Genomic DNA, 23,713 nt, shown 5'->3' on the forward strand with positions numbered 1-23,713 from the left:
GGGGTTGGTATGATTTCACCCATCACGCGATGGCCTAGTCTAAGGCATTCTTACACCAAATTAGCGATATTGGAAGCACTATGCGATGCCCTTTTTGTGGAACTCAAGATACTAAAGTAGTGGATTCTCGATTGGTTTCTGAAGGCGCACAAGTGCGTCGCCGTCGTACCTGTAGTCATTGCCAAGAGCGTTTTACCACCTTTGAAGTGGCTGAATTGCAAATGCCAAAACTGATCAAAAGTGATGGCAGTCGAGAGGCATTCGATGAAGACAAGTTACGCAACGGGATAATTAAAGCCATTGAAAAACGTCCTGTTAGCATTGAAGCGGTAGAAACTGCGATCACCCGAATTAAAGAAAAAATGCAAGCGACTGGTGAGCGAGAATTACCGTCTCGTTGGACTGGTGAAGCGGTAATGGAAGAATTGAAGCGTCTTGATCAAGTGGCCTATGTGCGTTTTGCTTCTGTTTATCGAAGCTTCAAAGACATTAGCGAATTCCGTGAGGAAATCGATCGTTTAGAAGGTCACAGCTCTTCTGTTAACGAATCAAAACCAAACGCCCAAGAATTGAAATAAGAAGACAAAGCATGACAGTTTATAATCACGAATACTGGATGGCGAAAGCCATTCAATTGGCGAAAAAAGGCCGCTATACCACTCATCCCAACCCACGTGTTGGCTGTGTGTTAGTTAAAGATCAGCAAATCATTGGGCAAGGCTTTCATGTAAAAGCCGGAGAAGGCCATGCGGAAGTCAATGCCTTGGCGGATGCGAACCAAGACGCTGTTGGCGCAACGGCTTATGTCACCTTGGAACCTTGCAGTCACCAAGGCAAAACGCCGCCTTGTGCCGACGCCTTAATTAAAGCGGGCGTTGCGCGTGTTGTTTACGGCATGCAAGATCCGAATCCTGAAGTGTCTGGCAATGGTCTGGCGAAAATCAAAAAAGCCGGTATCGAAGTAATTGGGCCAGTTTTAGAAGCGGAATGCGAAGCGCTTAACCCTGGTTTTATTAAGCGTATGCGAGAAGGTCTTCCTTATGTGCGAGTGAAGCTTGCCATGAGCATGGATGGCCGCACAGCAATGGAATCTGGCGAGAGTCAGTGGATTACTGATTCCGCTGCGCGTCTTGATGTACAGCGTTTGCGTGCGCAAAGTGATGCTATTGTGACGGGGATTGGCTCTGTGTTGGCAGACAATCCAAGCATGACAGTGCGTATCGACAATGATGACCAAGAAGCCGATCCGAAAAGCGTGCGTCAGCCCATTCGTGTGGTGATGGATACGGCGTTGTCGATTCTTCCAGAAGCCAAAATCCTTTACCCTGGCAATCAAGCGTGGGTGTTTTCGGTAGAAGAAGAGGTGGAAGCAGAGCATTTAGAAGTGCTCACTAAAAAAGGCGTGACGGTGCGTTTTGCACCACGTGGTGAAGATGGCCGACTCGATTTATTGGACGCGATGGAGCAACTTGCTGATGCAGGCATCAACGAAGTCTTGTTAGAAGCGGGTGCGGAATTGGCTGGTGGCTTTTTGGAAGCCGGTTTGATCGACGAAATTGTTGTCTACATGGCGCCGAAACTATTGGGCTCAAGCGCACGTCCGTTATTTAAATTGCCTCTAGAAGCGATGGACGAAGCGGTTGATCTCACCCTTAAATCGGTTCGCCAAGTAGGGCAAGATGTACGTTTGGTTTATTTGCCAAAATACCTAGATGAAGATTTCGAAGGCGATTTTGACGAATAGTCAAAAGCTGAGTCATTGCTTTTTCAGGCTTTTTTTCAGAAAAGCCTGAAAATTGTTTTTTCTTACCAATATTTCGCCAACTTTGCCGAGAAACCTAGAATAAATGTTGCTATAATCGCCGCCCAAGACAACCCATATATTCGTACCTTTGGTCGATATGACTCAGCTGCTGTCTAAAGGCAGTAGCTAATATAGCTCTTTAACAACCAAGGGTACTTTCAAACAGACCAAAGCGTCAGCCCATAAGGCGGCGTAGTCTGGACAATTGAGGCAAAAAATGAGCGAAGTGGAAACAGCAAACGACCAAACTCCAGCACCAAAACGTAAAGAGAAAAAACCTTCACGTTCGCAATTGCGCAGTGCTTCTCGTCGTTTGGCATTACAAGCGGTCTATCAATGGCAGATGAACCAATCTGCAGTGAGCGAGATCGAAACTCAATTCGTGATGAACCAAGATCAAGAAATGGATTCTTGTGACAAAGTCTACTTCCGCGAATTACTACAAGGTGTAACAGCTAGCGCCAAAAAATTGGACACTTTGTTTGAAGAACTATTAGACCGCCCATTAAGCGAACTAGACCCAATCGAATTGGCCGTTATGCGCATTGGTGCATTTGAATTGTCTCAGCGTTTAGACGTGCCATACCGAGTTGCGATCAACGAAAGCGTAGAGCTAGCAAAAGGCTTCGGCGCGACGGAAAGCCACAAATACGTAAACGGCATTCTAGACAAACTTGCACAGCGCGTGCGCCGCGAAGAAATCGCCGCTCGTCGAGATGCGAATAAAGAGTCGAAGAAGTAATCGATAGACGATTATTTAAACGCTTTTGAAAGAATTTCTGAAAGCGTAATTAAAAGACAGCTAAGAGCCCCGTTATTACTTGTTAATAACGGGGCTTTTTTATGCGCCATGGTTTTTACTGGCTCATACCCCTGAATACTCAATTCAATTAAAACGTGTGAGATAAGCAGCAACTCTAAATATTGTCTGTGTACGTTTTTGTCGGGTCTTATCGACTGAACGATGGCATAAGATTTTGCAGTATGTGTTGAACTTAATACTGTGACTAAAGACTAATTTTATGTGTGAAGATAATTTAATGACGAGTACAAGGATATAAAATGAGCTCAGATGCCGTTTTGTTGATGGTGTATATAGTTTCTGCAATAGGTTTTTCATTTCTCTGTTCTGTGGCGGAAGCGGTGCTATTAAGTATTACGCCTTCTTATATTGAAGGGCAGAAAGAAAAAGCACCAAAATACGCTGCGCGTTTGAAGCGACTAAAGCAAGACAATATTGACCAATCTCTTGCGGCTATTTTGACACTTAATACTATTGCACATACAGCTGGGGCGATTGGCGCAGGTGCAAAAGCTACTGCAGTATTTGGCAGCGCGTGGTTTGGTTTTTTTTCGGCATGCATGACCATGGCTATTTTATTTTTATCGGAAATTGTACCAAAAACCATCGGTGCTATTTATTGGCCAAAACTGGTTGTACCGACAATGTACTTTGTGCAGGGTCTTATCGTCATTCTGTACCCTATTGTATGGATTTCAGAAAAGCTGACTAAGCTGATAGCACACGGAAAAGAGATACAGCATTTTAACCGAGATGAATTTATTGCTATGGCAGAGCTTGGCAAAGAGGGCGGGCATATTAATGATAGAGAATCTCGAATCCTCGGCAATTTGTTTCGCTATGGTTCTGTGAAAGTGATGGATGTGATGACGCCTCGTATCGTTGCGTTTGTACTTTCAGAAGAAAAAACAGTGTCGGAAGTGTTTGAGCTTATTAAGAACAAGCCATTTTCACGTTTACCTGTGTATAAGTCAGGCTTTGACGATATTACCGGCTTTGTTCTTAGAGATGATATCTTATTAAGTAAAGCATCGGATCGACATGGCGAAACACTTAAGTCTTTAAGGCGTGATATTACAGCTGTTCCTGAAAAGGTGTCATTACCCATGCTATTGGATAGTTTTCTGAATGAGCGCCAGCATATTGCTTTGGTTGTCGACGAGTATGGCAGATCGAAAGGAATTGTGACTCTTGAAGATTTGGTTGAGACTTTACTTGGTGTGGAAATTATGGACGAAATGGACAGTGTTGAAAACATGCGAGTATTGGCGCGTAAAATGTGGGCGGTGCGGGCTAAAGCGCTTGGTATCGATGTTGAACGGATAGAATAGTAGAGCGCAGTTATTTATTGATAGCTGGATTATTCTTAACCCGTTATCATAGGGTATCAAGGTGGTTGTTACGCTGCCTTATCCAATATTTTTAGGATCATAATGAAAAAGAACTTTGTATTGTCTCACCCCAAAAAACCATATCAGCGCATTATTGAAGAAGCGAAAAATGAGGTTAAGCAATACATCAAAGCAGAGCGTAAAAAAGCCTTGCCTGATGGTGCGGATTTTTGGGGATTTAACTGCAAATTTGGTCAAACGGCTGATAAGGCAAGAGCTATTCATGAAGGTGATATCAATACCAACATTAGCTCGGCACAAAGCCAGCATTGGAAGACTTTTTATCTAGAAGTCATTCCAACGCCTAAACAGCGTGCTAAGCGTTCAGAAGACGAATAAAACGGCGAGTTTTTAGCCAAGGATTGACGATAAAAAAGGCAGATCTGCGTAAGTGGTCTGCCTTTTTTTGTTTCTAGCGATGGTGATATCTTTCCTATTCGCTTCTGACATCTTGCTGACAATACGGTATCCTCTTGGTCATTAAACTGGCTTGTCTTGATCGCTAGGCGAATGTCTTGGTTGAGCCATTAATTAGGATAAAAGGATCTTCTGTTGAAAGAATTCGAGTTGATACAAAACATCTTTCAAGCGTCTGTGATGGCAAGCACGCAGGGACGTGGAGATCTTTTGTTGGGCATTGGTGATGATTGTGCTCAGGTGCAAGTGCCGCAAGGTCAGAGCTTGGTGTTTTCTATGGATACCTTGGTCGAAGGTCGACATTTTCCTTTCGATGCGGATCCTGTGGATATTGGTTATCGTGCGGTGGCAAGCTGCGTCAGTGACTTGGCCGCGATGGGCGCGAAACCGGCGTTTTTCACTTTGGGACTAACGCTTCCTGAATCTGATCCGCAATGGTTAGCAGGCTTGGCGCAAGGTATGGCAGAACTGGCTGAGCCGATCGGTTTGGCCTTGGTTGGCGGCGATACTACCAAAGGGCCGCTAACCATTACGCTGCAAGTGCATGGTTATGTAGAGCCAGACATGGCGGTAAAACGCAGTGGGGCAAAAGTCGGTGATGATATTTACGTCACTGGATTACTTGGCGATGCCGCAGCAGCGGTGCCGATTGTCACGGGTGAGTTGCAAGTATCGAGTGAGCGTTTTGATTATTTCTATGACCGCTTCTGGAGGCCAAAGCCAAGGCTGATAGCAGGCATGGCACTGAAGCGTGTAGTGCATGCGATGATGGATATTTCCGATGGTCTTGCTCAAGATATCCAGCATATACTTAAAGCCTCTGGCGTTGGAGCGAATATCGATGCTAATCGTGTGCCGGTTTCCTCTGAGTTAAGTCGTTGGCAGCCTGAAACAGCGGTGGCTTTGGCGTTAACGGGTGGCGATGATTACGAATTGTGTTTCACCGCACCAAAAGCACAAGCTGCTGAAATATCGTTGATTACTCAAACACTTAGCTTGCCTTGTACCAAGGTGGGGGAAATTGTCGAGAATGGTTTTGCGATTCAAAACTATGATGGCGAAGTAACAGGTTGGCAACATTTTTAGGGGCCGTTACAGCGCCTACAAAATCTTTTAGTTTTTAATTTAAATAGGTAATGGTTTCATGGTGAATTCAGCCCCAGCGTCGGTATGGCGTAATCCGATACATTTTTTGGCGTTTGGCCTTGGTTCTGGTGCCGCGCCAAAAGCGCCGGGAACCTTTGGCACATTGGCCGCAGTGCCTTTGTTTATCTGGTTCCTACAAGATTTAACCGCAACCTCGTACTTCATTGTGCTGGTAGTGACATCGCTGGTGGGAATTTACCTTTGTGGTAAAACCTCGAAAGACATGGGCGTGCACGACCATGCTGGCATCGTCTGGGACGAATTCGTAGGTTTCTGGATCACTATGTGGCTTGCGCCAGCGGGGTGGTTTTACATCGTGCTTGGCTTTGTGTTGTTTCGCTTATTCGATATTTTGAAACCTTGGCCTATCTCATGGGTGGATAAAAACGTCCACGGCGGCTTCGGCATCATGCTAGATGATATTCTGGCGGGGATTATGTCTTTTGTCGTCCTGCAGGCTTTGATCGAATTTGTTTTTTAGCTCTTGAACTGCCGCTCATCACCCCCTCCCAGCCTCCCCCTTAAAGACACAAGGGGGAGGAGCAGACCTGAACTGTTCCTTCCCCTTATTACTTCCAAGGGGAAGGCTAGGATGGGGTTGTTTTTGCTTATCTTTAACGCACAACTGCTTTGGGTTTGTTCAGTTCTTTGCGTTTTCTTAGGGCTTCGTAATAAGGCGCGTAAGCTGGACGATCTATGTATTTTCCATCGCCAGATTTGGTAAGTATTACATTGTCATGCCACGCGAGTTTGCCATTACAAATAGTCGTTTCAGGTACGCCATGGATTTCCATGCCTTCAAATATACTGTGCTCGATTTTCGAATGATGGGTTTTCGCGGAAATCGTTTTAATTGCGGCAGGGTTCCAAATCACCAAGTCAGCATCAGCCCCAACACGAATGCAGCCTTTGTTTGGATACATGTTGAAGATTTTGGCTGTGTTAGTCGAGGTTAAGGCGACAAATTCATTCATGGTGATTTTGCCTTCGTTGACGCCTTTTTCCCATAACACCATCATGCGTTCTTCTACGCCCGCTGTGCCATTAGGAATTTGTGCAAAATTGTCTTTGCCCATGGCTTTTTGTTCCGCACAGAAAGCGCAATGGTCGGTGGCGGTGGTTTGCAATGTTCCCGCTTGTACACCCTTCCAAAGCGCGTCTTGGTGGTGTTTGGGTCTAAACGGAGGACTCATTACATGCGCTGCGGCCGTTGCCCAATCTGGGTTCTGATAAACGCTTTCATCCACGGTAAGATGTCCCGCCAGCACTTCGCCAAATACGGTTTGACCGTGATCTTTTGCGTAGCGAATGGCGTCGACCGCTTCTTCGGTGGAAACATGTACAAGGTAAATTGGCGCGCCAAGAGTGTTGGCAATGCTAATGGCTCTGTTAGCCGCTTCGCCTTCCACAGAAGAAGGACGAGACAGCGGATGGGCTTCTGGCCCCGTCATGCCTTCCGAAATGAGTTTGTTTTGTAAGTGATAAACCAGCTCACCATTTTCGGCGTGAACAGTGGGAATAGCGCCAAGCTCCAAGCATTTGGTGAAGCTCGACACCAAAATGTCATCGGTTGCCATGATGGCATTTTTGTAAGCCATGAAGTGTTTGAAGCTGTTTACGCCATGATCGCGTACCAGAATATTCATTTCTTCTGCGACGGTATCGTCCCACCAGGTAATCGCCACATGAAAGGTGTAGTTTGAATGGGCTTTTTTCGCCCAGTCGCGCCATTGGTGGTAGGCATCTAATAACGACTGCTGAGGGTTGGGAATCACAAAATCGATAATGGTCGTGGTACCACCCGCTAGAGCCGCAATAGTACCAGAAGCAAAGTCATCTTTTGCTACGGTTCCCATGAAAGGCAATTGCATGTGAGTATGTGGGTCAATGCCGCCGGGCATGATGAGCTTGCCTGTGGCATCGATGGTTTCAATATCGTTTGGGAGGGCGCTAATGTCGCCGATCTCGACGATTTTATTGTCTTTGCAAAGAATGTCTGCTTTGAAGGTTTCTTCATGGGTGACTATGGTTCCACCTTTAATAAATAGACTACTCATGTGTCGTCCTTTTCTGTTGTGAATATAGGCGGCACCAATCGGCGCCGCGGTGAGAATTATTTAGGATTGCAGTGCGTCAGCTTGAGTCGCAGAAGTGGTTTGCATATTGGCAAGTACGAAGTAAACGATGGCACCAGTGAATGCGCCAGTGAACCAGCCGTAGTTATAGAACCAGCCAAGCGCAGGCATATTTAGCGCGATTAAGGTAATGACAACCGGCACAGCAAAGGCGATGAGTCCCGCATTGTTAAAGGCTGGATAAAGGCTATTTGGTTTATAAAGTGCGACCAAATCTAAATGCTGACGTTTGATTAAGAAGTAATCGACAATCATGATGCCAGCAATCGGACCAAGTAGACTTGAATAACCCAGTAGCCAGTTTGAGTACATACCTTCTACGCTGACATCGGATTCCAATAGACCTAATTTTTTGAGTAGTTCCCAACCCATCAGCAAAATACCAATCAAGCCTGTGAGCAAAGCGCCACGAGTATGATTAATCAGCTTTGGTGCAATGTTTTGAAAGTCATTGGTAGGGGAAACCACGTTAGCAGCGGTGTTGGTAGACAGTGTCGCAATAACGATCAATATCATGGCTACGGCTACCCAAAATGGGCTATCGATTTTACCAATCAACGAAATCGGATCTGAAATGGTTTCACCCACCAGCGTTGTCGATGCTGCGGTGAGTACCACGCCCAAAGCGGCGAAGAAGAACATGGTGACTGGTAAACCAACGATTTGACCAATAACCTGATCTTTTTGCGATTTTGCATAGCGGCTGAAGTCAGGAATATTCAAGGATAAGGTTGCCCAAAAACCAACCATGGCAGTTAGACCACCAAGAAAGTAACCCATAAATCCAGCGTCTTCAGGACGACTCGCTGGTGTTGCTAAAATTTCGGTGAAAGATACCTTACCGCCTGCCCAAAACATCAGGCCAATGGCAACGATTAGTAACAAGGGGGCGGATAAGGTTTCCATCCATTTAATCGACTCTGCACCACGGATCACCACGTACATGTTCAGCGCCCAGAAAATGAAGAAGCCAATCACCTCGCCGACGCCACCCAAACTTGCCCAACCATCAGACACGGCAGACAAGAATAAATGAATTGCCAAACCACCGAACATGGTTTGAATACCGAACCAACCACAGGCCACCAAGGCGCGGATTAAACAGGGGATGTTAGAGCCAATCATGCCAAAGGATGAACGTAATAACACAGGAAAAGGGATACCGAACTTAGTGCCAGGGTAGGCGTTTAGTGTTAGTGGCACCAGCAAGATAATGTTAGCGATAAGAATGGTGAATAACGCCTCCATTACCGACAGCCCAAAATAAGCCGTTAATACACCACCTAAAGTATAAGTTGGCACACAAATCGACATACCCACCCATAACGCGGCGATATTCCATTTGCTCCATGTGCGGTCTTTTACGTTGGTTGGCGCTAAATCGTCGTTATACGCTGAACTTTGCTGGAGATCGCTGTCGACCTCCAGCTCATAAAACTCACCTTGTTTAACAGACTTGCTGGTCATTGTTGCCACCTCTTCTATTTTTTGATTATGGGGTTGTTTTCATTCAATGGTTCTTTGCTTTCTTCATTTATTAGCCATCATTAGTTATTGATGTTCTTTGGCGATGCGGTCACTGGCTTCGAGCATGGCGTGCAGTAGTACGTTGGCGCCAGCGGCACATTCTTCTGGCGAACTGTATTCAGCTTCGTTATGACTGATGCCATTCAAACAAGGCGTAAAAATCATCCCTGTTGGCACCAGATCCGCCATGTAGCAAGCGTCGTGTCCCGCGCCCGCGTAAATGTCCATATGGCTGTAACCGAGCTTTTCTGTGGCGGCTTTTACGTCGTCGGAAGCGTTAAACTCAACAGGTGCGAAATACCAGAAAGGATCAAGATTGACTTCTAGTTCATGCTCTAAGGCGATTTCCTTGCAAAACGCCACGAGTTCTTCGTGCATGGTGAGCAAAACATCAGGGTTTGGATTACGCAGGTCAGCGCTGAATTTCACATTACCTGGAATGGTGTTGCGGGAGTTTGGCCAAACTTGCATAAAGCCCACTGTACCCAAGCCATTTTCGTGACGATGCGCGATGGCGTTCATTTCGGTGACAATGGCAGAAGCCGCTAACATAGCGTCCTTGCGAAGATGCATTGGTGTGGTGCCTGAATGAGAAGGGCGACCCACTACCTCGATGTTGTACCAGCGAATACCTTGGCCTAGTCGGACTATGCCGATGGCTTTTTTCTCGTCTTCAAGAATAGGCCCTTGTTCGATGTGCGCTTCGAAAAATGCGCCCATGTGTCGGCTACCCAGCTCCATGTCACCTAAATAACCAATGCGTTCCAACTCGTCGCCAAGGCGAATGCCATTGACGTCGGTTTTATTCAATTCTGTTTGCAGATCGAAGCGGCCAACATAGGTGCCAGACCCTTGCATCGCAGGTTGAAAGCGTGAGCCTTCTTCGTTGGTCCAAACAGAAAATTCCATTGCGGTAGGTGTTTCAATGTTGTTTTCATGAAGTGTGCGTAATACTTCAACACCAGAAAGAACGCCAAACACACCATCGAACTTGCCGCCAGTAGGTTGAGTATCAAGGTGACTGCCTGTTCCGACAGCGGGTAAATCATTGTTTGTGCCTGAGCGGCGAGCAAAGATATTGCCGATCTTATCTACCTCAACGGAACAGCCGCAGGCTTCACACCAAGCAACAAACAGGTCGCGGGCTTGCTTGTCTAAGTCTGTTCCTGCAAGACGGTTGCAGCCGCCTTTTTCAGTACCGCCAATGTCACCCATTTCCATTAAAGTGTCCCAAAGGCGTTGTTCGTTGATATGAAGGTCTTGCATTACTAACTCCTACTTCTGCTTCCAATACCTTTACCAAAAGGTAAAAAATGACGATAAAAAAATATCAGACAACTTGTCTTTCCGGTCAGCAATAAGTAGGCCAAGTTTTAATCAAGTTTGCTGATAAAAACTCGTTTGAGTTATCCGAGTGTGTTATTTTAAAATTTAAAAATAAGATAATATTTAATAAAAACAGCGTCTTATAGTACTCATTGGCGATATGAACTTTTTTATGGAAGGCGGATCAGGTTTTGACCGATAACAAAATAAAACGTACTAAGCAGTCGATTAATCGAGAAGAATTAGAGTCTCGGATATTGCGTTGTGCCGAGGTGGTGTTTGCTGAAAAAGGCTATAACGGTTCGTCGATGGAAGCTATTGCCGCCGCCGCCAGTATTTCCAAGCAAAACCTGATTTATTACTTTGCTAACAAAGAGTTACTGTATCAACGAGTGTTAAAAGAAATGCTCGATATTTGGATAGAAAAGCTTTCTTTTCTAGAAACTCAAGGCGAGACTCCCGAAGCGGTTATTCGTCGTTATGTACGTGAAAAAATGCAGCTCTCTCGGCTCTATCCGAATGGATCTAAAGTCTTTGCACATGAAATTATAAGCGGTGCGCCCGTCTTAAAAGAGTACCTAATTAGTCATTTAAAACCTCAGTTCGATCGTGATGTCGAATTAGTTAAGTTATGGATAAGTAAGGGATTAGTTGACGATATAGACCCTGAACATTTGTTTTTTACTATCTGGGCTGCCACCCAAACTTATGCAGATTTCTCGGTGCAAATGGAAGTGCTATTAGGTAAACATCGTTTGGATGAAGCCGACTTTGAACGAGCAGAATCAGCGGTGACGGATTTTGTTGTGCGCGCTCTTGGTGCCAAAAAAAATAATTAAAAATAATTCCGACTGATTTTCTTCCTTTATTCACGCTAGGGTGTCTGCTTTTTGTACAGTTAAAATGTGCAAAAAAACGCCACATTTCATCATCTTAACCTTTTGGTTAACTTTTCACTTAACTGAACTTTAGGGCGCTAGCCCTTTATCGGTGCGTGTTTTGCACTAATAAAAACAATTTACTCTACGCAAAATGATTGCTATTAATTTTTATACCAAATGGTAAAAAAGTTAATTTAATCTCATTTAATTATTAAAGCGTGGAGTGACTATGATCTCTGATTCTGAAGCCATATCTTATGAGTTTGCGACTGGGCCAGACTTATACTCACTCTGCCAAGAAGCCGCTACAGCGCGTGATAATGCGTGGGGTAAACAGCTGACTTACTCAAAGAAAGTATTTATCCCACTGACGAATATGTGTCGCGACACCTGCGGTTATTGCACCTTTGTACAATCGCCCGATTCACCTCACGCTAATTACATGACGCCAGAGCAAGTGCTAAACACCGCGCACGAAGGTGCAGCGTTAGATTGCAAAGAAGCCTTGTTCAGTTTGGGCGAGCGACCAGAAGAACGTCATCAGAAAGCTCGCGAGATGTTGTCCAATCTTGGTTACGTCAGTACCTTAGATTATCTGCATGACCAATGTGAAAGTGTCTTAACGCACACCAGTTTATTACCTCACGTCAATGCAGGTGCTTTGTCTTTCGATGAGCTGAAACGCCTAAAGCCGGTTGCCGCTAGCATGGGCATGATGTTGGAAAACGTCTCCAACGATTTACTCAAAAAAGGCCAAGCCCATCATGCTTGCCCAGATAAAACCCCAAAACGTCGACTCGACACCATAGAGCAAGCAGGTCGCCTTGATATCGCCTTTACTACGGGGATTTTGATTGGCATAGGTGAAAGCTGGACAGATCGAGTGAACAGCCTTATTGCCATACGTGATCGTCATCTTGCTTATGGGCACATTCAAGAAGTCATCATTCAGAACTTTCGTGCCAAAGCAGGCACCGCCATGGCTGGTTATCAAGAACCGAATTTAGACGACATGAAACGCACCATCGCTATTGCCCGTTTGATCTTACCTGATGACATCAGCATACAAGCACCGCCCAATTTGGAAGTTGAATACGGTAGTTACATCAATGCTGGCATCAACGATTGGGGCGGCATCTCGCCTTTGACCAAAGACTTTATTAATCCAGAAAGAGCCTGGCCGCAGATCAGCAGTGTCGCTCAAGCTTGTGAAGGACTGGGTTATTCGCTGGCAGAACGCTTGACCATTTATGACCGTTTCCAGCAGCAGGACAATAAATACCTAACCCCTAATTTAACCCAACGAGTCGCGTCGCTGGTTAGCCGTGCTGCTCAAGTAAATGGAGGAGTCATCGCATGAACCTATTTCCGTTAATGCCAAACAATGCCCAAGTGAGCGACACCGTTCGAACAATTTTAGAAAGATCATTGCAAGGTGAAGAGCTGAATGTTGACGATGCTTGTGTACTGTTTGCCACGCAAGGCGCAGAAGCCCAAGCGGTACTCGATACGGCTGACAGAGTCCGTGAAAAGCGTGTCGGTAATGTGGGCACCTTTGTGGTTACTCGCAATATCAACTTTACCAATGTGTGTTACATGGGCTGCCGATTTTGTAATTTCGCCAAAGAAAAAGGCGACAAAGAAGCGGAATTCCTAACGGTCGAACAAGTCGCAGATCGAGCCGAAGAAGCGTGGAATCGAGGCGCGACAGAAGTCTGTATTCAAGGTGGATTGCATCCAGACATAGGCGCTGATTATTACCGTAACCTCATAATCGCCGTGAAAAAGCGTGTGCCAGAGATTCATATTCACGCCTTTTCTCCGTTTGAAATTTGGTATGGCTGCAAAAAAGGTCGCCTTGAGCCAGAAGCCTTTTTGACCGAGTTAAAGAACCTTGGTTTGGGTTCTATGCCGGGCACAGCGGCAGAGATTCTAGATACCGAAGTACGTAAACAATTGACCAAAAATAAACTCACTACAGAAGAGTGGGTGCGCATTATCAAAGCCGCCCATTATGTTGGCGTGCCAACAACCTCGACCATTATGTACGGTCATGTGGATCAGCCAATTCATTGGGCAAATCACCTCAAATTATTGCGCGATATTCAAAAAGAAACCGGCGGATTTACCGAGTTTGTTCCCTTAGGTTTTATCCATTACGAAACCCGTTTATACAAGGACAACCCAGACAAGGTTCGCCCTGGCCCAACCCAAGACGAGCATTTTAAAATGCACGCCATTGCTCGCCTGATGCTGCAAGGTCATATCGATAACATCCAAGCCTCATGGGTGAAAATGGGCCCTGATGTGGCTGCCAGAATGCTACGTTCAGGTGCCAATGATTTGGGCGGCACTTTGATGAATGAAAGTATTTCTCGCGCGGCTGGGGCGACACATGGGCAAGAAGTTTTCCCAGAAGACATGGTTGCTAATATTCATGCAGCAGGTTTGCATGCAGTACAGCGCAGCACCAAATATGACATCGTAAAAGACTATCCAATAGCCGCCACTAGCATCAAAGCGCCATTAACGAACCGCATTGCGATTCAAGGAGTGGCTTAATGACCAGCTTAAATATCACCTTGTTGGCGGGTGGCGTAGGGGGTGCGAAAGCCGCCGAAGGTTTGGCAAAAAGCCAATACGCCAGCTCGACCAAGATCATTGGCAACATTGCTGACGACGATGAGTTTCATGGTCTTTGGGTCTCGCCAGATATCGATACGCTGATTTATTCCTTAGGCGATCAGATCGACCGCCAGCAAGGTTGGGGACGTAAAAACGAAACTCACCAAGTACTCACTGAGCTAAAAGCCTTAGGGCAAGACACTTGGATGACCCTGGGGGATTTGGATCTCGCCACGCATATTTACCGAACGAATTTAAAGCACCAAGGCGTCAGCGCCAGTGAGATTACCGAACGTTTGGCGAAGCGTCATGACGTTAGCGTGCCAATTTTGTTGCCGACTAACGATGTGGTGCAAACCCGAGTGAAGACACCTCAAGGCTGGTTGTCTTTCCAAGAGTTTTTTGTACGCGAGCATTGTCAGTCCGACGTGCTAGATATTGAATATCAAGGCATCGCAAACGCCAAGCCGACTCCTGAAGCCTTAGAGCAAATTGCTAACAGTGATCTGATTATCATCGCGCCGAGCAATCCTATCGTCAGTATTGGTGCCATTCTCGCTGTGCCGGAAATTCAGCAAGCGGTGGAAAAAAGCGGTGCTTATATCATTGCTATTTCGCCATTAATTGGCGGAAAAACGGTAAAAGGCCCTGCGGATAAAATGCTCGAAAGTGCAGGGAAAAGCATCGATTCAAAAGGCATCTATGACTGTTATAGCTCCTTTTTGCATGGCATGGTGATTGACAATGTGGATCAGCAAGACGCCGCATGGTTGCAAGGGCAAGGCCTTGATGTACTGGTCACACCAACCCTCATAAAAACGCCTGAAGAGAAAACCGCTTTGCTTACTCAAGTGGTCGAGTTCGCCTTGTCTTATAAAAAGCAGAGGGCGGCCTAATGACATATCATTCAGCTATGTATTCGCCAAGTATTTATCACTTAATCGATAAGCTTTGCGTAGTGATTCCGATGAAATCGCCCAAGCGTTCCAAACAAAGATTGGTTGGCAGCTTGTCAGACTCAGCCCGTGAAAAGCTGTCTTTGACCTTGTTTGAAAACACTTTGGCGTTTTTTCAACGACATTTCCCCATGCTGGATATGCTGGTGGTGAGCGAGTCCCTTGAAGTGCTTTCTCTTGCTCAATCCTATGAAGCCAATACCTTGTTTGATGATGGAGAGAAGGGCCTAAACAGTGCGTTAGATTTTGCCTGCGATTGGGTCAAACAGACGGGCTACGACAGCATGCTGATTGTGCCGAGTGATATTGCCATACTCGATCCTGCGGAGTTTGTCGCTCTAATGTCTGCAGCAGGAGACACAAACGTCATTATTGCGGTCGCCAAAGACGGCGGCACCAATGCGTTATTAACATCGCCTCCAGATGCGATTCACTTTGAATATGGTTGTGATTCGGCGTCTGCTCATAAGGCCAATGCTGTGAATAATCGTTTGGCCTGCCGTAGTTTGCATTTAGCGAATCTCGCGTTGGATATTGATCACAGCGAAGACCTGCAAGTAGCGGTGATTCGTCAACCTGAACGCTTCAAAGCATGGCGCGACAGTGGATCGCTATTCATAAATAAATCGCACATTAAGGAGCGTCACTATGCCTGACTCTATGAGCATGTTTCGTCTGATGGGCTTACCGAACTTTCGGGAAGGTGATGATTTAGCGCAAAAAATTATTGATACCTTAACTACGCAAAATCAAACGCTGGTAACTGGCGACATTCTGGTGATCGCGCAAAAAGTGGTGTCGAAAAGCGAAGGTGCATTTGCTTATCTAGATGACATCACGCCCAGCGAAGAGGCCATTGAGCTGGCAAAAACCGTTAATAAAGACCCGCGCAAAGTCGAAGTCATTTTGTCCCAATCGACACGCATTGTGCGTGCGATGAAGCGACCAGATCAAGAAGAAGGCGTGCTGATTGCCGAGCATAAAAATGGTTACATCTGCGCCAATGCGGCGGTGGATGAATCCAATGCTGACCATCCCGGCCAACTAATTTTACTTCCCGAAGACCCAGACAAAAGTACGCGATTACTGTGTCACAAATTAGAAGCCCATTTTGGCTGTGATTTAGGTGTGATTATCAGTGATACCTTTGGTCGCCCGTGGCGATTGGGTCAAACCAACGTAGCGATTGGCTTGGCGAATGTGCCGGGCGTGATGCACATGTTGGGTGAGTTAGATGCGTATGGACGACCTTTGAGTGTTACTGCGCCCGCTTTTGCCGATGAAGTCGCGGCGGCTTCTGGGTTGTTAATGGAGAAAAGTGCGAAATCGCCAGTGATTATTTTTCGTGGCCTCTCTTGGCCCAAAACCGACAGTTCGAGCCGAGACCTAATTCGCGCTCATAACGAGGATCTTTTTAGATGAAAAACGAAGTAAGCAATAAAGTCGCCATCATTGGCGGAACCGGCCCGCAAGGGAAAGGACTGGCCCTGCGTTTGGCGCTGGCTGGTGTCAGTGTGGTGTTGGGTTCTCGTGATCCTGCCAAGGCAGAAGAAACCGCACAGCAACTTATTGCCACATTGGCGGAGCAGGATTATCAGGCAGACATTACGGGCCTGTCGATGAAAGACGCCACCAAAGCCGCAGACGATCTAGTCATTTTGTCTGTGCCTTACAGTGGGCATGACGACACCCTAATGATGTTGGCACCATTGCTGGTTGGTAAAACCTTGGTCGATATCGTCGTGCCATTGGCACCAGGTAATCCAAAAGCCGTGGTGATGCCAGAGGCAGGCTCGGTAACGGAATCGGCGCAGTTATTATTGGGCGACGACATTCCTGTGGTTGGCGCATTGCATAACGTCTCTGCGGTGACCTTGAATGATTTATCGCGTGGCATCAACTGCGACATCTTGGTGTGCGGCAATGACCTTGGTGCGAAAAAACGCGTCATGGATTTGATCGAAAAAATGGGCACCAAAGCCTACAACGCAGGCTTGGCAGAAAGCGCTCGTTGCGTTGAAGCGCTAACGCCGATTCTGATTCGATTGAATATTTCAAAAGAGGTGCCGTTTTCCCATGCGGGGGTACGTATCTGCCCACCAGATGGACACTAGTTTATGGCTACTGCGCTCACCAATACTTTGTTAAAAACAGACTCAAAATGCTCATTTATAACTTATAGACTCCGCTTTTTCGTCTGTTTTTGCCTCGTCTTGGTTTTGCTCGTAACGCCCTAAAAGTGCCATCTAGCTGTTAATGAAAAATTTATTAAAAACATAATCACAAGAGGAACACATTATGGAATTCGGTATTACGTTTAAAGGCTTCGTCAGCCCAGATCGCGCGCGAAATCTTGTTCGTCAGGCGGAAGCCGCTGGTTTCACTTATTGCTGGTTTTACGATTCTCACATTCTTTGGCGTGAGTCGTTTGTCGCTATGGCAATGTGCATGGAGCACACCAAAACCATGCGTTTTGGTCCTTGTGTGACCAACCCGAATATTCGTGATTGGTCTTTGTCAGCCAGCTTGTATGCGAGTTTGGCGCATCAAAGTAATGGTCGTTTCGACATTGGTCTTGGTCGTGGCGATTCGTCTATGCGAGTAATGGGTAAAAAGCCAGCGACCTTGGCGCGCCTAGCGGAATTTACCACCAAGGTAAAAGCCATGGTGCGCGGTGACGAAGTGGAATACGGTGAATGCCCAGAGCCCGTAAAATTACCTTGGGCAACAGGTTACGAGCTACCTGTTTGGATTGGCGCTTATGGCCCGAAAGCCTTGGCGACGGCGGGCGAAGTAGGCGATGGTTTGATTTTGCAAATTGGAGATCCTGACTTGGTGAAATGGTTTAAAGATCAATCTCTTGCAGCGGGTGAAGCCGCAGGGCGTGATATGTCTAACTTTAAAGTCCAAGCCGCCGCGCCTGCTTACTTCGGTGATATGGATTATTGCATCGAGCACACTAAATGGTTCCCAGCCATGGTAGGTAACCACGTTGCAGATATCGTGGAAAAATACGGTAGTGAGTCAGGTTTAGTGCCAAAAAGCTTAACGGATTACATCGAAAAACGTCGTGGTTACGATTATTCAAAACATGGCCAAAGCGACAACCCATTCTTGGATTTCATTACCGAAGACATAGTGAAAAGCTTCTGTGTATTGGGTACACCAGAAGATCATATTGCTAAGATTAAAGACCTAGAAGCAGCGGGAACCACGCAGTTTAACATCTACCTAGACAGCGGCGACGAAGAAGAAATCATCGCCAAATATGGGAAAGAAATTATTCCAGTGTTTAATGGCTAAGCTGCTGTTGTAATCATAGAGCGAATAACATTCCTTCTCGAAACTATCTCCTCCCTCGTCGGAATGTTATTCGCTCATGATGTTCGGGATTATTGGTGAAGCATCTCTGTTCCTTCCCCTTTTGTCTTCCAAGGCTAGGATGGGGTTATCTTTAGTCAATGATGATCATTTCGTCTTAAATGCGCTTCAAAGGCGCGTATCATCAGCGATAAGCTGAGTGTGAGTATGAGGTACATGAAGGCGACGACGTTGTAGGTTTCGAAGAATTGGAAGGTGGAGGAGCTGAAGACTTTGCCAAGTTGGGTGATGTCTTGGACGCCTAATACCGAGACGAGTGCAGAGTCTTTGATCATGGCGACGAGGTCGTTGCCAAGGGGCGGTAAGATTTTGCGCATGGCTTGGGGCAAGGTGATAAGGCGGAAGCGGTGCCAGTTTGATAAGCCTAATGCTTTTGCGGCTTCTATTTGTCCTTTGCCTACTTCTTGAATGCCTGCGCGGAAGACTTCAGCAATAAAGGCGCTGTAGCTGATGGCTAGGGCGATAATGGCGCGCCACAGTAGGGAGAAATCTCTTGTGCGGGCTTTTTCTATCCAGCCCGCTTCGATCGGTATTTGTAACACCCAGTTGTAGAGTTTTACCATTTCCGGTGCGCCGACAAAGGCAATGTAAAACAGTAGAACGAGCACTGGAATACCGCGGAAGATTTCTACATAAAAACGGGCAAATTCACGAAGAAGGCGATAACGCGAAAATCCTGCCAGTGCGATTAATAACCCAAGAAAACTTGCTAGTATAAAAGCGGTGAAGGTTACGCCGATTGTGGTCAGTAACCCTTCGCTTAGTGCGCCTGCGATGCGTTGGTAGCTTTGGTCGGAAATCATGTTCCATAACAAAACCAGAGCGATAATGATGATGGTGACGAGCCACCACGGCGTGCGTTCTAGGGATTTCTTAAAGGGCATAATCAATTCATATTAGGACCATTCCTTGGTCATCTTCAATTAATAACGGAAGGCCTTGAGTAGACGTTCCGTTACTGTGTGGTTGTTTCTATTTACCGGAATTTTTTACTGGTTATAGTCGAAGAACCATTTTTTATTCAGCGCTTCTAAGGTGCCGTCTTGTTTCATGCTTTTGATTGCCGCATTGATCGGTTTAACAAGATCAGAACCTGGTGCCAAAATGAATCCAAAATCTTCAGACCCCAACGGGCCACCAACAATTTTAAATGCGCCAGGATTCGCTCCGATGTAACCGCGAGCTGAGGCTGCATCCATTAATACGCTGTCCACATCGCCAGATTTAAGTGCTTGGACTGACGCGCCAAAAGTGTCCAACAAGGTGATGCGAGGGTTGTTTTCATCACCATCAAGCACGTCGTATACCGCGACATAGAAATTAGTCGTGCCCGCTTGTGCGCCAAATTGTAGATCTGTGTTGGCGGCAAAGGATTCTGCATCGTTAAAACGATCTTCATCGGCGCGCACTAACATGAATTGCTGAGAGGTCATGTAAGGAATGGTGAAGTCGATTTGCGCGGCACGTTCTTCATTAATGGTGATGCCGTCCATGCCGACGTCGTATTGGCCTTGTTTGACGGCTTGAATCATGGTGTCCCAGCTGCTTAGGTGCCATTCAATTTTGGCGTTTAGGCGTTTGCCAATTTCGTTCATGGCATCGTATTCCCAACCAATGCCTTCGCCTGTTGCTGGGTCGACAAAGTTAAGCGGTGTGTAGGCATTTTCGGTGACAGCTAAAATAGTGCGACCTTTAAGGTCTGGCAAGCTGTCGGCGAAGCTGAGGCTGCTGATAGAAACCGCAGCGATAACCATCAAACGAGATAACAAAGACATCATGTTTTCATACCTTTTGGGAGTGTTAGCAAAATTGGTTGCGATTATACACAGCCATAGTGCAAAGATCTCTAGCAAGCTTTAGGCCATCAAGTGGCATCTCTTGGCGTAAGCGAGTATATTTGCTTACCCATATTCAATTCGATGAATGTGTACTTTTACGACTGTGATTAAGGTTATTATGTCCCGCGAATTACCACCTCAACAGGCTTTTCAAACTCATTGCTTAGCGCAAATGGGCGTGGTGTCTTGGCTGTCTGTTGATAAAAGTGGGTCTGTTTCGGGCAATGTTACTGGGACTGTGTTTATGCCGCCCCAGCCTTGGCCGATTGATATGGCGGCTTCGTCAGCGCATTCCTTTGCGGACTCTTATGATGATCCGTCTGCAGCTGGGTTTAAGTCTGCCGAGCCTGCGCCGGTTCCAATGCCTAAATTATCACCAGAAGAAAAAGAGCCTTTGGTTCATAACCTTCGTGAGCAGTTAAATGCAGGGCCGGAAATTATTGTTGAAGATTTGCAGCCAATCGAAGAGTTGGCTGTCGATATTGTGGTTGAGCCAGATCCAACACTGAACACCCAAATTACGCGACTGAATATTCACGCTTATGCTTTGTCGAACAAACTCTTGATTCTAAGTGATGTCCCGCAGGTGTTTTCTCAAGCGGAAGACATTGAGCGTTTGGCATTAAAAATGGGACAAGCCTTGTTAAAACAGCCGATTGATGAATGGCAGGGCAGTGCATTTACTTGGCCGGGCCAGTTGCGCAATCCGTACTTTTTGAATCGTACTGATTGGCTGTTTGGCGCGTTAGAGAGCTATGTGGGTCGTCTGGTAAAAGGCTTCCCTGAAACACCATGGTTAGTGCTTGCTGGCGCGCAAATTACTCAGTTGGTGGAAGATTTACCGCCTGAAAGTCTATTAAAGCAATACCCTACCGCGCACATTGTTAGCTTGTCTGAGTTGCATCGTATTCCTGAACTGCGCAAAGATGCGTGGCAAGCGATGCAAGCAAGCTTTTTCCGTTAATCTCTTTGCCTTTAATGAGGCGTGAAATTTTATGATTCCTTCCGTTTCTTTCCGTCTGGCGACCGAGTCAGATTTGTTTTCTATTGTTCAACTCGATGCCTTGTCTAACCCTCATCCTTGGGGCGAAAGTTTGATCACTGACGCCTTAAAAACACGCAAAAATTGGGTGGTTGAGTTAGGTGATGCAACGCAAAAATCCATTGTTGGTTGGTTAACGGCATCGGTGGTGCTTGATCAATCCGAATTAGAATTAATTGTGATTGATTCCTCTGTCCGTAGACAGGGGCTAGCCAGACAGTTGATGATGGTTTGGTCAGAAGCGGTCGTGCAGTTAGATGTCAGCGAGCTGTTATTGGAGGTGCGCGAGTCGAATCTAGGGGCTATTTCCTTGTATGAGTCTTTGGGGTTCGAACTGGTCGGTCGCCGCAAAAATTATTATCAAATAGAAAGAAAAGGACAAACCGAACAAGGTCAAGAAGCGGCCTGTTTGTTTACACTGAAAATAGAAAGGTCTTTAAACGAAGCTGTCGTAGAGACCTTAATGAATTAATGTATTTGAAAGAGGTGAAAGTATGAGCAAGGTATTAGTTCCTATTGCTAACGGCAATGAAGATATTGAAGCCATTACGATTATCGATGTGTTACGGCGCGGTGGTGTAGAAGTTACTGTGGCGAGTATTCATGATTCGAAGCAAATTGTTATGGCTCACGGTATTAAACTAGAAGCCGATGTTTTATTAACCGATGTCGCGGATCAGATTTTTGATGCGGTTGTGCTGGCTGGTGGAATGCCCGGTGCGGAGCATTTGCGTGATTGTGAATTGCTGATCGACATGCTGGAAAAACATGATATTGAAGATGCTTTATTAGCGGCTATCTGTGCATCACCGGCTGTGGTATTTGGTACGCATGGTTTTGTGGTGGACAAACAAGCCACTTGTTATCCAGGGTTTGAAGATGGATTGACGGGGGCTGAATATATTGCCAATGAACCTGTTGTGATGGATGGTAATATTTTGACTGGCAGCGGGCCTGCTGCTGCTATGGTCTTTTCATTAACTGTATTAGGTAACTTGAAAGGTTATGATGCGGCCAAAAATGCCGCTGATGGATTGTTGTGTTAAGAGGTTATTTTACGTCTTGCTTATTCTTGACTAAGAAGTCAAGAAAAAATGCGTGCAAATTCCGTGTTTTTGCCAGATTTGGCGGCAATTCGGTGGACGCAAAAGTCGTATCAGAGTAGAATTAGGCAGATTTTTTGAACGCGAGATTCATTGGTTATCCATCAATGGATGAACGGCAAAAACGCAATTTCTTAAAAGCGAGATGAGCCACCGGTTTATCTCGCTTTTTTGCAACCTGATAGTCTCTAAATGGGAGGTTCCTTTGGCAACATCAGCGATTCTGGCTCTGGAAGACGGCACGATTTTTAAAGGGGTGTCGATCGGAGCAGATGGCTCCTCAACTGCCGAGGTGGTTTTCAACACCTCGATGACTGGTTATCAAGAAATTCTTACCGATCCTTCCTATGCTCGACAAATGGTCACCTTGACCTATCCCCACATCGGGAATACTGGCGTTAACTCTGAAGATGAAGAATCCGATAAAGTGTGGTGTGAAGGCTTGATCATTCGTGATCTTCCTTTGGTTGCTAGCAGCTGGCGCTCTCAAGAATCTCTAGATTCTTACTTGAAACGCAAAGGCGTGGTTGGTATTGCCGACATCGATACTCGTAAATTGACTCGTATCCTTCGTGAAAAAGGCGCGCAAGCAGGTTGTATCATGGCGGGTGAAAACCTAGATGAAGCCGCTGCCGTTGCTGCTGCCAAAGCATTTCCAGGCTTAAAAGGCATGGATCTAGCGAAAGAAGTCACCGTTGAAAAAGCGTACGAGTGGACTGAGTCTACTTGGGATCTTGTCAACGGTCATACTACGCCAGAATCTTTTGACTTCCACGTAGTTGCTTATGACTACGGTGTGAAACGCAACATTCTACGCATGTTGGTTGAGCGTGGCTGCCGTATCACGGTTGTGCCAGCAAAAACGCCAGCAAGTGAAGTTTTGGCGCTGAATCCAGATGGCGTATTCCTTTCCAATGGACCTGGTGACCCAGAGCCATGTGACTACGCGATTCAAGCCATTAAAGAGATCCTAGAAACCGAGATTCCTGTCTTTGGTATTTGTCTTGGCCATCAGCTTTTGGCGTTGGCTTCTGGTGCGAAAACCAAGAAAATGAAGTTTGGTCACCATGGTGCAAACCATCCGGTACAAGCAATTGAAAAAGGCACAGTGATGATCACCAGCCAAAACCACGGTTTTGCGGTAGACGAAGACACTTTGCCAGCTAACCTTGTGATGACTCACAAATCTTTGTTCGATGGCTCTTTGCAAGGCATCGCACGTACAGATAAGAGTGCATTCAGCTTCCAAGGTCACCCTGAAGCGAGCCCGGGGCCACACGATGTTGCGCCGCTGTTCGATCAGTTTATTGAAAACATCAAAGCCACTAAAGCCTAAAAG

General features: G+C 46.2%; 24 protein-coding genes. 19 read left to right on the forward strand and 5 right to left on the reverse strand.

What is annotated here, in order from left to right:
* The first annotated feature begins 80 nt into the window (after window positions 1–80).
* The 7 genes from nrdR (at window position 81) to AC2A4J_RS14530 (ending at window position 6,041) form a co-directional block, all read left to right on the forward strand.
* Window positions 81–578, forward strand: coding sequence for a transcriptional regulator NrdR (gene nrdR / locus AC2A4J_RS14500; protein WP_484176534.1), 498 nt, complete (start codon window positions 81–83; stop codon window positions 576–578).
* Between the two features lie 11 nt (window positions 579–589).
* On the forward strand, window positions 590–1,744 hold the full coding sequence (gene ribD, locus AC2A4J_RS14505; protein WP_484176535.1) for a bifunctional diaminohydroxyphosphoribosylaminopyrimidine deaminase/5-amino-6-(5-phosphoribosylamino)uracil reductase RibD: 1,155 nt from the start codon (window positions 590–592) through the stop codon (window positions 1,742–1,744).
* 277 nt (window positions 1,745–2,021) lie between these two features.
* On the forward strand, window positions 2,022–2,546 hold the full coding sequence (gene nusB, locus AC2A4J_RS14510) for a transcription antitermination factor NusB (RefSeq protein ID WP_484176536.1): 525 nt from the start codon (window positions 2,022–2,024) through the stop codon (window positions 2,544–2,546).
* A 320-nt stretch (window positions 2,547–2,866) separates the two neighbouring features.
* Window positions 2,867–3,937 (forward strand): CNNM domain-containing protein, encoded by a 1,071-nt coding sequence (locus AC2A4J_RS14515; RefSeq protein ID WP_255826765.1) that lies wholly within the window; start codon window positions 2,867–2,869, stop codon window positions 3,935–3,937.
* Between the two features lie 102 nt (window positions 3,938–4,039).
* Window positions 4,040–4,336 carry a DUF6172 family protein gene (locus AC2A4J_RS14520; RefSeq protein WP_255826763.1) on the forward strand — a complete coding sequence of 99 codons (297 nt, stop codon included), beginning with the start codon at window positions 4,040–4,042 and terminating at the stop codon, window positions 4,334–4,336.
* 213 nt (window positions 4,337–4,549) lie between these two features.
* Window positions 4,550–5,500 (forward strand): thiamine-phosphate kinase, encoded by a 951-nt coding sequence (gene thiL, locus AC2A4J_RS14525; protein ID WP_484176537.1) that lies wholly within the window; start codon window positions 4,550–4,552, stop codon window positions 5,498–5,500.
* Window positions 5,501–5,558: 58 nt separating this feature from the next.
* On the forward strand, window positions 5,559–6,041 hold the full coding sequence (locus AC2A4J_RS14530) for a phosphatidylglycerophosphatase A family protein (RefSeq protein WP_255826759.1): 483 nt from the start codon (window positions 5,559–5,561) through the stop codon (window positions 6,039–6,041).
* 133 nt (window positions 6,042–6,174) lie between these two features.
* On the opposite strand, the gene hydA is transcribed toward AC2A4J_RS14530, so the two are convergent.
* The 3 genes from hydA to AC2A4J_RS14545 form a co-directional block, all read right to left on the reverse strand.
* A complete protein-coding gene (gene hydA / locus AC2A4J_RS14535) occupies window positions 6,175–7,617 on the reverse strand; it encodes a dihydropyrimidinase (protein WP_484176538.1) in 1,443 nt (480 codons plus the stop codon).
* A gap of 60 nt (window positions 7,618–7,677) precedes the next feature.
* Window positions 7,678–9,162 carry an NCS1 family nucleobase:cation symporter-1 gene (locus AC2A4J_RS14540; protein WP_484176539.1) on the reverse strand — a complete coding sequence of 495 codons (1,485 nt, stop codon included), beginning with the start codon at window positions 9,160–9,162 and terminating at the stop codon, window positions 7,678–7,680.
* Between the two features lie 84 nt (window positions 9,163–9,246).
* On the reverse strand, window positions 9,247–10,488 hold the full coding sequence (locus AC2A4J_RS14545) for an allantoate amidohydrolase (RefSeq protein ID WP_484176540.1): 1,242 nt from the start codon (window positions 10,486–10,488) through the stop codon (window positions 9,247–9,249).
* A gap of 251 nt (window positions 10,489–10,739) precedes the next feature.
* Here AC2A4J_RS14545 and AC2A4J_RS14550 point away from each other — a divergent pair, with 251 nt between their 5' ends.
* The 8 genes from AC2A4J_RS14550 to AC2A4J_RS14585 all read left to right on the forward strand — a co-directional run bounded on the left by AC2A4J_RS14550 (window position 10,740) and on the right by AC2A4J_RS14585 (window position 18,313).
* Window positions 10,740–11,387 (forward strand): TetR family transcriptional regulator C-terminal domain-containing protein, encoded by a 648-nt coding sequence (locus tag AC2A4J_RS14550; RefSeq protein ID WP_255826751.1) that lies wholly within the window; start codon window positions 10,740–10,742, stop codon window positions 11,385–11,387.
* 271 nt (window positions 11,388–11,658) lie between these two features.
* Window positions 11,659–12,789 carry a 7,8-didemethyl-8-hydroxy-5-deazariboflavin synthase CofG gene (gene cofG, locus AC2A4J_RS14555; RefSeq protein ID WP_484176541.1) on the forward strand — a complete coding sequence of 377 codons (1,131 nt, stop codon included), beginning with the start codon at window positions 11,659–11,661 and terminating at the stop codon, window positions 12,787–12,789.
* On the forward strand, window positions 12,786–13,991 hold the full coding sequence (gene cofH, locus AC2A4J_RS14560) for a 5-amino-6-(D-ribitylamino)uracil--L-tyrosine 4-hydroxyphenyl transferase CofH (protein ID WP_484176542.1): 1,206 nt from the start codon (window positions 12,786–12,788) through the stop codon (window positions 13,989–13,991). Before cofG ends, cofH begins: the two co-directional genes overlap by 4 nt.
* On the forward strand, window positions 13,991–14,950 hold the full coding sequence (cofD, locus tag AC2A4J_RS14565; protein WP_484176543.1) for a 2-phospho-L-lactate transferase: 960 nt from the start codon (window positions 13,991–13,993) through the stop codon (window positions 14,948–14,950). The genes cofH and cofD overlap by 1 nt, the downstream gene beginning before the upstream one ends.
* Window positions 14,950–15,666 (forward strand): 2-phospho-L-lactate guanylyltransferase, encoded by a 717-nt coding sequence (cofC, locus tag AC2A4J_RS14570; RefSeq protein WP_484176544.1) that lies wholly within the window; start codon window positions 14,950–14,952, stop codon window positions 15,664–15,666. Before cofD ends, cofC begins: the two co-directional genes overlap by 1 nt.
* Entirely contained in the window at window positions 15,659–16,432 is a 774-nt protein-coding gene (gene cofE / locus AC2A4J_RS14575; protein ID WP_484176545.1) for a coenzyme F420-0:L-glutamate ligase, read from the forward strand. Before cofC ends, cofE begins: the two co-directional genes overlap by 8 nt.
* On the forward strand, window positions 16,429–17,124 hold the full coding sequence (npdG, locus tag AC2A4J_RS14580; protein WP_484176546.1) for an NADPH-dependent F420 reductase: 696 nt from the start codon (window positions 16,429–16,431) through the stop codon (window positions 17,122–17,124). Before cofE ends, npdG begins: the two co-directional genes overlap by 4 nt.
* A gap of 184 nt (window positions 17,125–17,308) precedes the next feature.
* Entirely contained in the window at window positions 17,309–18,313 is a 1,005-nt protein-coding gene (locus tag AC2A4J_RS14585; protein ID WP_484176547.1) for a TIGR03842 family LLM class F420-dependent oxidoreductase, read from the forward strand.
* 155 nt (window positions 18,314–18,468) lie between these two features.
* On the opposite strand, the gene AC2A4J_RS14590 is transcribed toward AC2A4J_RS14585, so the two are convergent.
* Window positions 18,469–19,275, reverse strand: coding sequence for an amino acid ABC transporter permease (locus tag AC2A4J_RS14590; RefSeq protein ID WP_484176548.1), 807 nt, complete (start codon window positions 19,273–19,275; stop codon window positions 18,469–18,471).
* 105 nt (window positions 19,276–19,380) lie between these two features.
* The gene (locus AC2A4J_RS14595) at window positions 19,381–20,169 is read right to left on the reverse strand and encodes a transporter substrate-binding domain-containing protein (protein ID WP_484176549.1); all 789 of its coding nucleotides are present in this window, start codon (window positions 20,167–20,169) and stop codon (window positions 19,381–19,383) included.
* A 178-nt stretch (window positions 20,170–20,347) separates the two neighbouring features.
* Between AC2A4J_RS14595 and AC2A4J_RS14600 the strand changes: the two genes are divergently transcribed.
* The 4 genes from AC2A4J_RS14600 to carA all read left to right on the forward strand — a co-directional run bounded on the left by AC2A4J_RS14600 (window position 20,348) and on the right by carA (window position 23,710).
* Window positions 20,348–21,193: a hypothetical protein gene (locus tag AC2A4J_RS14600; protein ID WP_484176550.1), complete on the forward strand. Its 846-nt coding sequence runs from the start codon at window positions 20,348–20,350 to the stop codon at window positions 21,191–21,193.
* A gap of 31 nt (window positions 21,194–21,224) precedes the next feature.
* Window positions 21,225–21,743 carry a GNAT family N-acetyltransferase gene (locus tag AC2A4J_RS14605; protein WP_484176551.1) on the forward strand — a complete coding sequence of 173 codons (519 nt, stop codon included), beginning with the start codon at window positions 21,225–21,227 and terminating at the stop codon, window positions 21,741–21,743.
* Between the two features lie 22 nt (window positions 21,744–21,765).
* Window positions 21,766–22,317 (forward strand): DJ-1 family glyoxalase III, encoded by a 552-nt coding sequence (locus tag AC2A4J_RS14610; RefSeq protein WP_484176552.1) that lies wholly within the window; start codon window positions 21,766–21,768, stop codon window positions 22,315–22,317.
* A gap of 262 nt (window positions 22,318–22,579) precedes the next feature.
* On the forward strand, window positions 22,580–23,710 hold the full coding sequence (gene carA, locus AC2A4J_RS14615) for a glutamine-hydrolyzing carbamoyl-phosphate synthase small subunit (protein ID WP_484176553.1): 1,131 nt from the start codon (window positions 22,580–22,582) through the stop codon (window positions 23,708–23,710).
* Window positions 23,711–23,713 lie beyond the last annotated feature (3 nt).

The sequence above is a fragment of the Marinomonas sp. ATLA20 genome (assembly GCF_057180105.1).

What these genes read in the sequence shown, in the direction of transcription:
- nrdR (WP_484176534.1), top strand. Translation starts at nt 81, where the DNA reads ATGCGATGCCCTTTTTGTGGAACTCAAGATACTAAAGTAGTGGATTCT.
- ribD (WP_484176535.1), top strand. Translation starts at nt 590, where the DNA reads ATGACAGTTTATAATCACGAATACTGGATGGCGAAAGCCATTCAATTG.
- nusB (WP_484176536.1), top strand. Translation starts at nt 2,022, where the DNA reads ATGAGCGAAGTGGAAACAGCAAACGACCAAACTCCAGCACCAAAACGT.
- AC2A4J_RS14515 (WP_255826765.1), top strand. Translation starts at nt 2,867, where the DNA reads ATGAGCTCAGATGCCGTTTTGTTGATGGTGTATATAGTTTCTGCAATA.
- AC2A4J_RS14520 (WP_255826763.1), top strand. Translation starts at nt 4,040, where the DNA reads ATGAAAAAGAACTTTGTATTGTCTCACCCCAAAAAACCATATCAGCGC.
- AC2A4J_RS14530 (WP_255826759.1), top strand. Translation starts at nt 5,559, where the DNA reads ATGGTGAATTCAGCCCCAGCGTCGGTATGGCGTAATCCGATACATTTT.
- hydA (WP_484176538.1), bottom strand. Translation starts at nt 7,617, where the DNA reads ATGAGTAGTCTATTTATTAAAGGTGGAACCATAGTCACCCATGAAGAA.
- AC2A4J_RS14540 (WP_484176539.1), bottom strand. Translation starts at nt 9,162, where the DNA reads ATGACCAGCAAGTCTGTTAAACAAGGTGAGTTTTATGAGCTGGAGGTC.
- AC2A4J_RS14545 (WP_484176540.1), bottom strand. Translation starts at nt 10,488, where the DNA reads ATGCAAGACCTTCATATCAACGAACAACGCCTTTGGGACACTTTAATG.
- cofG (WP_484176541.1), top strand. Translation starts at nt 11,659, where the DNA reads ATGATCTCTGATTCTGAAGCCATATCTTATGAGTTTGCGACTGGGCCA.
- cofH (WP_484176542.1), top strand. Translation starts at nt 12,786, where the DNA reads ATGAACCTATTTCCGTTAATGCCAAACAATGCCCAAGTGAGCGACACC.
- cofD (WP_484176543.1), top strand. Translation starts at nt 13,991, where the DNA reads ATGACCAGCTTAAATATCACCTTGTTGGCGGGTGGCGTAGGGGGTGCG.
- cofC (WP_484176544.1), top strand. Translation starts at nt 14,950, where the DNA reads ATGACATATCATTCAGCTATGTATTCGCCAAGTATTTATCACTTAATC.
- cofE (WP_484176545.1), top strand. Translation starts at nt 15,659, where the DNA reads ATGCCTGACTCTATGAGCATGTTTCGTCTGATGGGCTTACCGAACTTT.
- npdG (WP_484176546.1), top strand. Translation starts at nt 16,429, where the DNA reads ATGAAAAACGAAGTAAGCAATAAAGTCGCCATCATTGGCGGAACCGGC.
- AC2A4J_RS14585 (WP_484176547.1), top strand. Translation starts at nt 17,309, where the DNA reads ATGGAATTCGGTATTACGTTTAAAGGCTTCGTCAGCCCAGATCGCGCG.
- AC2A4J_RS14590 (WP_484176548.1), bottom strand. Translation starts at nt 19,275, where the DNA reads ATGCCCTTTAAGAAATCCCTAGAACGCACGCCGTGGTGGCTCGTCACC.
- AC2A4J_RS14595 (WP_484176549.1), bottom strand. Translation starts at nt 20,169, where the DNA reads ATGATGTCTTTGTTATCTCGTTTGATGGTTATCGCTGCGGTTTCTATC.
- AC2A4J_RS14600 (WP_484176550.1), top strand. Translation starts at nt 20,348, where the DNA reads ATGTCCCGCGAATTACCACCTCAACAGGCTTTTCAAACTCATTGCTTA.
- AC2A4J_RS14605 (WP_484176551.1), top strand. Translation starts at nt 21,225, where the DNA reads ATGATTCCTTCCGTTTCTTTCCGTCTGGCGACCGAGTCAGATTTGTTT.
- AC2A4J_RS14610 (WP_484176552.1), top strand. Translation starts at nt 21,766, where the DNA reads ATGAGCAAGGTATTAGTTCCTATTGCTAACGGCAATGAAGATATTGAA.